General features: G+C 44.6%; 11 protein-coding genes, 1 rRNA gene and 1 pseudogene. 4 read left to right on the forward strand and 9 right to left on the reverse strand.

The annotated features are described in order from the left end of the window. A partial coding sequence (gene fmt, locus WAK81_RS09045) for a methionyl-tRNA formyltransferase (protein WP_422196550.1) occupies positions 1–719 on the forward strand: 719 nt, incomplete at its 5' end. Continuing rightward, entirely contained in the window at positions 716–2023 is a 1308-nt protein-coding gene (gene rsmB / locus WAK81_RS09050; protein ID WP_422196551.1) for a 16S rRNA (cytosine(967)-C(5))-methyltransferase RsmB, read from the forward strand. The genes fmt and rsmB, both read left to right, overlap by 4 nt. 70 nt (positions 2024–2093) lie before the next feature. On the opposite strand, the gene zupT is transcribed toward rsmB, so the two are convergent. The 4 genes and pseudogenes from zupT to WAK81_RS09070 form a co-directional block, all read right to left on the reverse strand. Beyond that, positions 2094–2903 carry a zinc transporter ZupT gene (gene zupT, locus WAK81_RS09055; protein ID WP_005108262.1) on the reverse strand — a complete coding sequence of 270 codons (810 nt, stop codon included), beginning with the start codon at positions 2901–2903 and terminating at the stop codon, positions 2094–2096. A gap of 87 nt (positions 2904–2990) precedes the next feature. After that, a complete protein-coding gene (locus WAK81_RS09060) occupies positions 2991–3101 on the reverse strand; it encodes a methionine/alanine import family NSS transporter small subunit (protein ID WP_422196552.1) in 111 nt (36 codons plus the stop codon). A 10-nt stretch (positions 3102–3111) separates the two neighbouring features. Further along, positions 3112–4587 (reverse strand): sodium-dependent transporter, encoded by a 1476-nt coding sequence (locus WAK81_RS09065; protein ID WP_422196553.1) that lies wholly within the window; start codon positions 4585–4587, stop codon positions 3112–3114. 591 nt (positions 4588–5178) lie between these two features. Next, a pseudogene (locus WAK81_RS09070) lies at positions 5179–6626 on the reverse strand (aldehyde dehydrogenase family protein). Positions 6627–6760: 134 nt separating this feature from the next. On the opposite strand from WAK81_RS09070, the gene WAK81_RS09075 reads away from it, so the two are divergent. Both WAK81_RS09075 and WAK81_RS09080 read left to right on the forward strand, forming a co-directional pair. Then, positions 6761–7450, forward strand: coding sequence for a TIGR04219 family outer membrane beta-barrel protein (locus tag WAK81_RS09075; protein WP_422196554.1), 690 nt, complete (start codon positions 6761–6763; stop codon positions 7448–7450). A 367-nt stretch (positions 7451–7817) separates the two neighbouring features. Then, positions 7818–8369, forward strand: a complete 552-nt coding sequence (locus WAK81_RS09080) for a type 1 glutamine amidotransferase domain-containing protein (protein ID WP_422196555.1) — start codon at positions 7818–7820, stop codon at positions 8367–8369. Positions 8370–8418: 49 nt separating this feature from the next. On the opposite strand, the gene WAK81_RS09085 is transcribed toward WAK81_RS09080, so the two are convergent. The 5 genes from WAK81_RS09085 to rrf form a co-directional block, all read right to left on the reverse strand. Beyond that, entirely contained in the window at positions 8419–8742 is a 324-nt protein-coding gene (locus WAK81_RS09085; protein WP_286380452.1) for an ankyrin repeat domain-containing protein, read from the reverse strand. Between the two features lie 151 nt (positions 8743–8893). Then, entirely contained in the window at positions 8894–9292 is a 399-nt protein-coding gene (locus tag WAK81_RS09090) for a hypothetical protein (protein ID WP_422196556.1), read from the reverse strand. A 110-nt stretch (positions 9293–9402) separates the two neighbouring features. Continuing rightward, complete coding sequence (locus WAK81_RS09095; RefSeq protein WP_422196557.1) at positions 9403–10752, reverse strand: aromatic acid/H+ symport family MFS transporter; 1350 nt, start codon at positions 10750–10752, stop codon at positions 9403–9405. 359 nt (positions 10753–11111) lie between these two features. After that, on the reverse strand, positions 11112–12476 hold the full coding sequence (locus tag WAK81_RS09100) for an MFS transporter (RefSeq protein WP_422196558.1): 1365 nt from the start codon (positions 12474–12476) through the stop codon (positions 11112–11114). A 281-nt stretch (positions 12477–12757) separates the two neighbouring features. Continuing rightward, positions 12758–12832 (reverse strand): 5S ribosomal RNA (gene rrf, locus WAK81_RS09105); the annotation flags it as partial.

The raw sequence follows: 12832 nt of genomic DNA on the forward strand, positions 1-12832 counted from the left end.
TAAATGCAGATGTGATGGTGGTGGCGGCCTATGGCCTGATCCTGCCACAAGTGGTTCTGGATACGCCAAAATATGGTTGCCTGAATATTCATGGTTCGCTGTTGCCACGCTGGCGCGGTGCAGCCCCGATTCAGCGTGCCATTGCCACCGGGGATGCCGAAACGGGTGTGACCATTATGAAAATGGCGGCCGGTCTGGATACCGGTGACATGATGTATAAAACCATCTGTCCAATCACCGCCGAAGATACTTCTGCGAGCTTGCACGATAAACTGGCACGACAAGGCGCAGAAGCGACAGTAAAGGTTTTAGAATCGGAACAGACGTTGCAGCACTATTTAGCGCAGCGTGAAGTGCAAGATGAAGCCTTGACCGTCTATGCGCATAAGCTGTCGAAAGCTGAAGCACAAATCGACTGGAGCCAGCCTGCGGCAGAGATTGACCGGAATATTCGCGCCTTTAATCCCTGGCCGGTGGCCTTTACCCCACTGGATGACAGCAACAATTTACGCATCTGGAATTCATTACTTTCTACCCAGCAGGCAACCGCTGCGGTGGCAGGTGAAGTAATTGCTCTGGATAAAGACGGCGTACATGTGATGTGTGGTGATCAGAACGCCATTTGCATCACCAATCTGCAATGGCCAGGTGGCAAAGCCCTGAATGCTGTTCAAATTAATCAAACTCAAAAACTATCGGTAGGATATAAATTCGCATGAGCCAAATTCAATCATCAGCTAAAAACTTGAATTTGCGCGCGCAAGTTGTCAAAACACTCTTGGCTGTACAAAACGGTCAATCACTTGCTTCAGTACTCAATCAACATATCAACATCGTGTCTGAACGTGACCGTGGTTTATATCACGAGTTAACCTTGGGCTGTTTACGTCAGTGGCATGGCCTGAAAGCCATTACCTTGCCTTTGCTTACCAAACCCCTCGATAATCAGGCCCTAGAAAGTTGCTTATATTTGGGCCTGTACCAGATTCTATGTACCCGTATTCCGGCGCATGCCGCCATTTCAGAAACCGTGACTGCAGCCAAACAGCTGGGGTTTGAGCCTTTAAGTGGTCTGGTCAATGCCGTGTTGCGTCGTGTTTCACGTGAAACAGAAGAATTTGATCTGGCGTTAAATCAGGCCCATGGTCTGCCAAGCTGGTTATTCAAGCGTTTAAAGAAAGACTGGCCAGAACAGCTTGCCGAGCTGTCACATGACTTGAAACAGATTGCGCCGCTCACCTTGCGTGTCAATATTAATCAGGTCAGTCGTGATGAATATCTGGAAATTCTGGAAGAAGAAGGCTATGAAGCGCGTGCCTGCACCCTGTCTGAAGTCGGGATTGTGCTGGAACAAAATGTCCATATTCCGAATCTGCCGGGCTATGAAGCTGGCGGTTTCTCGGTTCAGGATGAACATGCCCAGCTTTGCGCGACCTTAGTTCCTGATCTTGAAGGTAAAGTGGTCGTAGATGCCTGTGCCGCACCGGGTGGTAAGACCGCGCACATTCTGGAAAAATATAGTCCGAAAAAGCTCTATGCGATTGACCAGGATGCCAAACGTTTAGTCCGTGTGGCAGAAAATCTGGAACGTTTACTATTAACTGAATATGCCGACGTTGAAATTATCGCAGCTGATGCGATCACTTGGACAGCTCCGGAGCCGGTGGACTGTATCGTACTGGATGCACCGTGTTCTGCAATTGGGGTCATCCGTCGTCATCCGGATATCCGTTTACTGCGTCATTCCACAGATATTCCGCAAACGGTACAGCTGCAAACGCAGATTCTGGAAAATATGTGGCAGCAACTGAAAGTCGGTGGTACTTTGCTGTACATCACCTGTTCAATTCTGAAAGCCGAAAATGAACAGCAGATGGTCGAGTTCTTTGCTCAACATGCCGATGCCAAAGAAATCAAGATCGAAGCCGATTGGGGCATCGAACAGATTCACGGTCGTCAGTTGTTGCCGAAAGCAGATCAAGGCGACGGTTTCTTCTATTGCCGTATAGAAAAGACTGCATAAGTCATGTGTTTAAAATGAAAGGCAGCACAAGCTGCCTTTTTTATGCCTTGTGCTTTAGTAGATCTCAGGCTTATTGAATAAACTTAAAAATCACCAGACTAGAAGCTAGGGCAGCCATGCCGCTGACCAGTCCATAGACTGTTTCATGCCCTTCAGAATAGCGCTTTGCCGTCGGCAATAATTCATCTAGCGCCAGATAGACCATCACGCCACCAATCACCCCAAAGATCAGACCATAGACGGTTTCACTCATATAAGGTGCCAGAATAAAATAACCGAGCGCTGCCCCCAATGGTTCGGCCAGCCCAGAAACCAGACTGGCCCAAAGCGCATAATCTTTGCGGCCCGTGGCCATATATACCGGCAAGGCAATCGCCACACCTTCTGGTACATTATGAATCGCAATCGCGACTGCCAACGGCGCACCCAAAGCAGGGCTTTCTAGCGTGGCAAAAAACGTCGCCAGCCCTTCCGGCAGGTTATGTGCGCTAATCGCAAACAGGGTCAGCATGCCGGTACGCAGTAATTGGGGTGAACTGACGCCCTTGGCAGAATGGGTCTCAATAGTGTCATGTGGGTTTGGCACAAAGCGATCCAGCAACAACACCAGAACTACGCCCAGTAAAAAAGCAAAAGTGCCAAAGGCAAAACCGGTTTTTTCATCAAAATCCAGACTAAAGGACGCAATCGATTTGTTCAGAATTTCGGTTAAAGAGACATAGATCATGGCCCCGGCAGCAAAGGCCAGACCAAAGGCCAGCAGGCGGAAATTGGGTTTTTTTAAGAATAATACCAGTCCCCCACCCACCACGGTGGCCAGCCCGGCAAATAAAGTCACGGCAAAGGCTGTATAGACTTGTCCATCTGAAACGGAAATCATGTCAAAGATCAGCCATTAAAAAAGTCATTATCATCAAGGATGATAATGACTTCCGTTTATGGCAACAGTAGGTTTATGTGAAGATTTTTAGTCTTCTGGTTCTTCCGGATTTTTTGCCAGATGGATCACAGCCAGTACCAGACCACCCCATAATAAAACGATGGAGAAAGTCATCATAATCAATGCAGATGTATTCATAGTCGCTCTCCTAGCTGTGACGGTCTTTGATCAGGCTGAACAGAATGGCACCCAGAATAAAGAATGCCATGACTCCTCCGCCTACCATCCATAGGGTACTGGCAGCATAGCCACCATAACCTTCTGCCATGATCGATTTCAGGGTCAGGCCCAATGCCAGTAATAATGACAACGGCGTGATCACCGTCAGCATGAACTTCCAGCTGGCACCCAGTTTCACGCTGGCAAACTCGTTCACATGGCCTTCCAGCTGTTTCATTAATGGACGGCGGAACCAGGACAACAGAATAATCGATAACAGACCACCACCGACAATACCGATGTTATTGGCAAAGTAGTCGATGATATCGACAAAGGTAATGGCACTATGTGTCGAGAACATCAAGGTCGACACCACTGCTGAACCACCAGCAATAATCGTTACTGACTTGTTCTTTGACCAGCCCAGTTTGTCCTGGAACGCAGCAATCGGAACTTGCAGGATGCTCACCATGGAGGTAATACCCGCCACCGTCAATGAACCAAAGAATAGGAAACCGAACAGGTCACCACCTGCACCTAAACTGGAAATAATTTTCGGAAACGCAATAAAGGCCAGACCAATACCACCGGACACTACATCTTCAACTTTCGCACCTGAGCTGAACGCCATAAAACCAAGCGCGGCAAAGACACCAATACCCGCCAGGATTTCAAAAGACGAGTTGGCCAATGCCACCACAATCCCTGAACCGGTCAGGTTAGTTTTGCGTTTCAGGTAAGATGCATAGGTCAACATGATCCCGAAGCCCACTGACAATGAGAAGAAGATATGACCAAAGGCCGCTAACCAGACTTTATAGTTGGCCATCGCTTCCCAGTTTGGTGTGAAGAAAGCATTTAAGCCATCGACTGCACCAGGTAAACGGACTGCCTGAATCACCAGGATCGTGAATAAAATCACCAGCAATGGCATAAAGATTTTATTCGCCAGTTCCACCCCTCGGCGTACTCCACCGTAAAGAATCAGCATGACTGCTGCCCAAACGACCACCAGACCAAAGAACAGCACAGGTACAAAACCGAGAGTCAGACCCTCACCATTTTGCAGGTAAGTATTGAAGAAGAAGCCTTGGGTATCTGTGCCCCACTGCTGTCCAAAGGAATAGAACATATAACTGCCGGCCCAGGACAAGACGCTGGCATAGTAAATCCCGATGATCAGGGTCACCATCACTTGCCACCAACCCAGAGATTCGGCATTCATGAGTTTTTTATAGGCCATAGGCGGCGCTTTGCGGAACTTGTGTCCGACCGCATAGTCTAAAAACAATAAAGGTAAACCTGCTGCGAAAATCGCAATCAGATAAGGGATCAGGAATGCCCCGCCGCCATTTTCATAGGCCACATAAGGGAAACGCCAGATATTCCCCAAGCCAACGGCGGAACCAATCGCTGCAATAATGAATCCTGATCGTGCGGACCAATTCTCACGAGTTTCTGTCATAGAACACCTAAACTTTTAACCCCTTCAGATGCTGCTTGTTATGGTTATAGCGCAAGCAAAAAAAGAAGCATTTTCAATAATTTTGGGTGTTTGAATTAGAGGGCACCTTGTGGGCGTCGAATTCTAATGTACAAACAGGTCAGCAGGCCTTACATCTTGCTTAAAGTCTGATCGAAAAACTGACCTTGTAGATGATTCAACAATACTGACTTTTTTAAATTTTTTCTGTAAATTCTGCTTAAAATATTCGTTATTTATAATCTATTCGAATTAAGCGTTCAATAATTCTACGAAATAGGCCAGATTAAACAAGTTATATATTGACAAACTTTTTGGAATGCATTCTTTCTTAAGTTTTACTACAGGGTCACTGTTTCAAAAAATGTATTCCAAGACTCCAATCCAGCATCTGTTTTTAGATCATTATTTGATGATGAAACGGCTTATAGTAAGGCACGTGACCAAGCCGTGATATGGGAAATCAAAGTCTCTCATGGAACTTTAACCTCCTTGAAAACCGGCTCAGATATCACAAGCAAGCAGATTTAAAACAAGCCGCCTGTGATATCGAAGCAATGAAACATTCTGAACCTAGGCTTTAATCACCAGCATGCGCTCTTCCTGCATATCACGAATGGCTGACTGAATTCCTTCACGGCCCAGACCTGAATCTTTCACCCCGCCATAAGGCATATTATCGACCCGGAAAGACAGAATATCATTGATGATGACACCGCCGACATGCAGATGATCCCAGGCATACAGCATCTTGTTCAGATTCTGGGTATAGACCCCGGCCTGCAAGCCAAAACGGCTGCGGTTGATACAGGCAATACCGGATTCAAAATCAGCATACGCTTCCAGGATTGCCACCGGGCCAAAGGCTTCATCACGATAAATTTCCAGACTGTGGTCTACATTTTCCAGCAAGGTCGGTGTGAACATCACGCCATTTAGCTCACCTCCAATCAGGATTTTTGCGTCTTTTTTCACGGCTTTATCCAGCCATTTTTTCAGGCGTTTGGCTTCATCTTCCTTGATCATCGGGCCGACCAGCGTTGTGCTTAAATTCGGATCGGCTGCTTTAATCGTTTTCAGTTTCGCCAGCAGTTTTTCTTTCACTTCAGCATAAATCTGCTGATGCACCAGAATGCGTTGCACACTGATACAGACCTGTCCAGCATGGTTATACGCCCCACCAATCAAACGGTTAATCAAGGCATCATTAATTTCGGTATCCGGCTCAATCATGACAGCAGCATTGCCACCCAGCTCCAAAACCACTTTTTTACGGCCGGCACGCGCTTTCATATCCCAGCCCACGGCATCGGAACCGGTAAAACTGAGTAATTTAAAACGCTCATCGGTGACCAGTAGATCGGCCAGTTCTCGTGGACAGGGCAAGACCGAAAAAGCACCTTGCGGTAAATCAGTTTCCGCCAGAATTTCAGCAATTTTTAAGGCAGAAATCGGGGTTAGACTAGGCGGTTTCAGCACAAAAGGACATCCAGCTGCAATCGCAGGAGCAATTTTATGCGCGGTCAGGTTTAAAGGAAAATTAAATGGACTAATCAAAGACACCGCACCAATTGGCACCTGTTTCACAATACCCTGATAGCCGGATGCTGCCGCAGTCACGGCCAAAGGCAGCATACGTCCCTGATCAACTTGGGTCACAGCATCTGCGGCAAGCTGGAAAGTATTAATCAGACGTTCAACTTCGGCTTCGGCTGCTTTACGCGGCTTGCCCCTTCTGCAATCAGAATTTCGGTCAATTCTTCATGAATCTCACGAAAACGGCGTACGCAATGCAACAGAATTTTCTGTTTCTGGAACGGCTCCAAGGCAGCCATTTCGGCTTCTGCATCTACGGCAGACTGAATCGCCCGTTCCAGTGTGTTGGCATCTGCCAAGGCGACACGGGCATACAGTTCGTGGTTATATTTATGTTTGACCTCTAGCCATTCACCCGTCTGAACGGCCTGACCGGCGACATATAATGCATACTCTTTCGCTTGTTGTGTGCTTCTCGCTACCATCTTATTGTCCTGCAAAATCCAAGGATATACATTTTTGAAATTCTCTATATCATGCACTTGCTACTCCATATTAAGAAGATGTTTTTAAGTAACCAGACACCTCCAATTTTAATAAAGCTTTAGGGAATAGAGCCATGCGCGCAAAAATACTCACCACCTTATTCTTCGGTTTTGGACTCAGTACGCTCAGTCATGCAGATGTGATCGGCGTGAAAGCGGATCTCAGTTACTGGGATTTTGACGGCTATAGCCAGGATAACAATTTCAAGCATGAGCTGGATCGACAAGGTACAGCACAACTGTCTGTCGCTGTAGAACATCCGGTACCGTTATTGCCAAATGCCAAGATTAAATACGTCAATCTGGACAGCACCAGCGAACAGAATTCTCCTGTCAATGCCTCAGATATTGAGCTGAACAATATTGACTATATTCTGTATTACGAATTGCTAGATACCATTGTGCATGCTGACATAGGTGCAGGTTTAACCAATCTGGATGGTACGGTAAAAAACCTGACTGCCGGCGCTTTCACCCAATACGACCTGGATGAATACAGTCCACTGCTCTATGCAACAGCCGGGGTTAAATTGCCATTTACCGGTATGAGTGCCAAAGCAGAAGCGGTTTACAGTCACGGCAGTGATACGCGAAAGACCGATGTACAAGCCGAATTGCAATATGATTTTATTGATAATCTGCTAGTCGATGTCGGTGCCAAAATCGGTTATCGCATCATGCAAGTGGATTTTGAACAGGATCAACGTCCAGACTTACAGCTGGAATTTAAAGGTCCTTATATCGGTTTAGATGTACATTTTTAATATCATACAACTGGTTAAGCTTGCACAGCTCAATTTCTCTGCGCTGATGTAAGCCAAAGCGTACAGTAATAACCGCAATCTGCTGCTAGTGCGTCACCGGGATGTGTATTACTTTATAAACATAGAGAGCAGGATGCTCCGAAGACCTAAAAACAATAAGAACATTGCAACACCAGGACGTGAGGTACGACAGGAGTTATACCTAAATCACGAGATACGAAAAAGCCCCGACAGGATGTCGGGGCTTTTTTTTTCTGCCTATTATTTTATTTATCATTGCTTAACAGTTCCGAGCTAAAACTCCAACATTGTAAGAATCCCCTTGTTGTTAAGCTAAAAATCCTCACATTTTTTGGGAACAGCAATCATGGTAAAAAAGGTCCTCTTTATTACATCCAATCAAGGCATTGAACATGATGAACTCACTGAGCCTTTAAATTTTCTAAAGTCCAAAGGTTTTGAAGTGATTCATGCTGCCGAAAAAAATGAAGATGTCGCGACTGTCAAAGGTGATACCAAAGCTGCCACCCAATATACGCCAGATACCAGTTTCGCCCATGTCGACCTGAATGATTATGATCTTTTGGTGATTCCCGGCGGTACAGTCAATGCGGATACCTTAAGAATCAATCAGGATGCCCAGAAGATCATTCAGCATTTTGCCGACAATCACAAACCGATTGCCGCGATCTGTCATGGGCCATGGACTTTGATTGACGCACAGCGCATTAAAGACAAGAATCTGACTTCATATAAGAGCATCAAGCTGGATCTGGAAAATGCCGGCGGGAAATGGGTCGATGAACAGGTTCACCGCTGCAATACCGGCGACTGGGTACTGATTACTTCACGCAATCCGGGTGATCTGGCGGCCTTTAATGACGCCATCTTAAAAGAACTTGAAGGCGATGCTGCTTAAGCTCATACAATAAAAAAAGAACCTCTATATAGAGGTTCTTTTTTTATATTTAGACACCACCGGCCAGACTTTTCAGATAAGCCACAACCTCTTTATTGCCGGCCATTTCTGCCAGTTCTAAAGCAGTATTTGGACTACGATGCGCAATATCCGCGCCCTTGCTAACCAAGAGTTTCACCACTTCCAGATGATCATTTTCAGCGGCGGCCTGTAAAGCGCTATAGCCTTCTTCATCGGCGGAGTTGACATCCAGACCTTCCTGTAGCGCCTGCTCGACCTGCTCAACGTCGCCTAAAGATGCCCAGTACACCAGTTCAGGAAGATGCAGTTCGTCATCATCTTCAGGGATTGGGGAGAATGAGTTGATGTTCATCTGAGTAATCCTATTTATTCAATATCTATAATTGATTCTAACGCGCTCTACTAAATAAAAAACTATAGCTATGAATATGTATAGGAAAATAGGGTAAAACTATGTATTTAATGTTTGAAGAGAGAACTACTTGGAGAAGAATCAAAATCCATTATTTATTTTTACAATTACCGCGAAATACCATTGCATTGTCCATATAAGTAAAGGATTTGATAGGTTTACTTTGGTACTCCTCAACAATAAGGGAATATACATTGCTTCCTCTTCCTAATCCTTCCCCTATTTTTAAATAGTTAATGACTTTAAAACTATTATCTTTGGAACCTGGATCAATAATAATTGGTTTATTAACGTAATCATTTTTCAAAGCCCCACTTATGATTCCTGTACTACGATCAACATTGAAAGTTTGACCGAGGTAATGAGTCTCTAAATTTTTCACATCATAACTATTAGATATTTCTTCTATTACACATTCATAACTATTTATTTTTTGAGCATACACAAAGGAATTTGCTAAAAATATTGTACCTAAAATTAATATTCTCATAAAAGTTATATCTCTTTTTATAAAATTGATTCTCTTTATAAAATACTATTATTTTGATTTTAAAAATAAAAAAGCCCCCTTTTTGGAGGCTTCTTTTTTTAACTTAATCTTTAAGCTTTGGCTGCGACTGCTTCACTCGCATCAATCTTTTCAGACTCATTGTCATGCATGATCAACGCAACCGCAATTGCAGTAATTAGGACCGGTAAACCAACTGCCATAAAGTTAAAGTAAGCAGGCAGGTTCATCCCCAGTAAGCCGCCAATCAAGATCGGCCCTACAATCGCGCCCATACGACCAATCGCAGAAGACCAGCCAATACCTGTCGAACGTACTGCAAGTGGGTAGAACTGCGCAACATAGCTATATAGCAACATTTGTGAACCAATTGACGCTGCACCGGCCAAGAATACCAAGATATAAAGCAGGAAGGTATTCGATTGGAAGCCCATCAGACTCATCACAATCGCACCCATAATGCCCAGGAACATCAGTACCGGTTTCAAGTGGAAACGATCCGCAAGAATACCACCACCGACGATACCCACGACCGCACCAACATTCATCACCATCATGAACATCAAGCTGTTGTCCATCGAGTAGCCTGCTGCCATCATCAACTTCGGTAACCAGCTGCTAAGTGCATACATGGTTAACAGACAAGTGAAGAACGCGACCCAGAACAGTAAAGTATTGACCGCACGACCACGACGGAACAAACTCACCACGTTGGCTGCTTCAGGCACATTTTCCTGTGGCAAAGTGAAAGTTGTATTCTCGGTAACAGTCAGATTTGGCGCCAAGCGACGTACAATGCGACGAGCTTCTGGCTGCTTGTTCTGTTTCACAATAAATGCGAGCGATTCAGGCAGGAATTTCCAGATCACTGGTAATAAAAACAGTGGAATACCTGCGATAAAGAACATGATTTGCCAACCAAAACTTGGCGTGAACCATGAGCCTAATAATGCTGCCATCACGCCACCGACTGCATAACCACTAAACATGGTGGTCACCAGCGTACTACGCATTTTTTGTGGGGCATATTCCGAAGTCAATGCCACCAGGTTTGGCATTACGCCACCAATACCAAGACCGGCAAGGAAACGTAAAATACCGAATTCGGTTGGATTTGAAGCAAAGCCGCCAGCAAAAGTTAAACCACTAAATAATACAATACAGATCATGATCACTTTCTTACGACCGATCTTGTCCGCGAGGGAACCAAAGATCATCGCACCAAACATCATGCCAGCCAGTGCGGTACTTGCAAGCATTCCGGCCTGCACTGCACTTAAGCCCCAGTCTTGCATCAATAACGGTAAAACTACACCATTGATTGCGAGATCGTAGCCATCAAATAAGATAATGAGTAAACACCAAGCAACTACATTGAAGTGGAAAGGCGTGAATTTCGCATTATCGACTACAGAATTTACATCTATTTTTTCCGTTGTCATCGTTCTCATCTCCCATGAGTACTTGTCCATAACATCTTGTTGAAGACTGAAGTCAATCTTCAATGTCAGGCAATATACGCAAGCGGGATTTAAGGCACAATAAGACTAATTGATATTCCGCTATGCTCTTGGAAATGGCATTTATTTGCGTGATATGTCACACTATTATTAATATAAACTTTTGAATAATTGATATTTATTTTTTAATTCGCCCAATATTTAAGCTCTTTTAATCCGCTTATTCTTTTGACCAATTGAATATTGATTTAATTTCATACTAAAGATAAGCAAAAACCCCTTTAGCTAAAGGGGTTTTTGCAGATTCATCATGGGTACTCTATCTCAGCCACCACGATGCATCAGGTTTTAATCGACTTGAGTTTCTGCTCAGCCAGCAATGATTCAGCATTTCTTTCTGCATTCAGGTCTTTACGTACAATCATCGCTACCGCAATTGCACCAATTAGCGCCGGAATCGCCACCGCAATGAAGTTAAACTTGTGCGGTAATTCCATGCCTAACAGGAAGCCAATAAAGATTGGTCCTACAATCGCGCCGATCCGTCCTACCGCAGATGCACAGCCAATTCCGGTCGAACGAATCGACATTGGATAATACTGTGCCACAAAGCTGTAGAGTAGAATACTACTACCAATCGCAGATGCACCTGCTAAAGCCACCAGCAAGTAAATGACAGGTTGTGGTGAGTTAAAGCCAAGGCCAACCAATGACACTGCACCGAGCAGGAACATGCCGATAATCACCGGTTTCAAATGGAAACGATCTGCCAGAATACCACCGCCAATCGTACCAATCACCGCACCAATATTCATGGCCATCAGGAACATCAAACTGTTACCCAGTGAATAACCTGCTGCCATCATCAGTTTCGGTAACCAGCTACCCAATGCATATACCATCAACAGGCACATAAAGAAGCATGACCAGAACAATAAGGTACTCATGCTACGGCCCTGCTTGAAGAGCGCCGCAATTGAAGCTTCTGAGGTTTGCACTTCATTCAGGACAAATTGGGTATTGGCATTCAGGTTCTGCTCTGGACTGAGCTGCTGCACAATATTGCGGGCTTTTTCATTCTGCTGTTTTTTAACCAGAAAGGTTAAAGATTCTGGCAAATAAAACCATAAGATCGGAATGATCAACAATGGAATACCGGCGATATAGAACATGATTTCCCAGCCAAAACTTGGAGTAAACCAGGCACCAAGTAATGCCGCCATAATACCGCCCACTGCATAACCACTAAACATGGTAGTCACTAAAGTACTGCGCATTTTTTGTGGGGCATATTCAGAAGTTAAAGCGACCAGATTGGGTAATACCCCACCGATGCCAAGACCTGCAATAAAACGCAAGATCCCGAATTCAGTTGGATTTGAGGCAAAACCTCCCCAAAAGGTAAAACCACTGAATAAAGTCACACAAATCAGAATTACATTTTTTCGGCCAATTTTATCGGCCAGCATGCCAAACAGCATGGCACCAAACATCATGCCGGCTAAAGCCGTACTTGCTAACATGCCGGCCTGTACTGCCGACATATTCCATTCTTGCATCAGTAGTGGCAGAGCTACACCGTTAATTGCCAAATCATAACCGTCAAAAATTACGATAAATACGCACCAAAGTACGACTTTTAAATGAAAAGGTTTAAACTTTGCAGTATCCACTACAGCATTTACATTTACTGTATTTATAGTCACGCCTCACCTCCTGTGAGTTTTTTTCGTTGTTTTCAGCACGACACATGATTCTAACTCTTATTTATTATTTTTAATGATTCTTATCGCCATGTCTTCGCAACAACTTAGTTCAACACAGCTACTTTTGATGCAATATCCGACTAAAGTCTTACTTATTCCTTAAAATTCTAAACCCGTGAGTCCAGTTTTTAATCAATATTCAACAATTCCAACAGTTATTTGACTAAAACCCGCGCATAAAAAAACACCCCCTTCGTTTGAAGGGGGTATTTCGAATAATGAGCTGGCGATGACTTACTCTCACATGGGTAATCCCACACTACCATCAGCGCTAAGAGGTTTCACTTCTGAGTTCG

It is taken from the genome of Acinetobacter sp. (assembly GCF_049284435.1).
In the GTDB taxonomy this organism is placed as follows: domain Bacteria; phylum Pseudomonadota; class Gammaproteobacteria; order Pseudomonadales; family Moraxellaceae; genus Acinetobacter.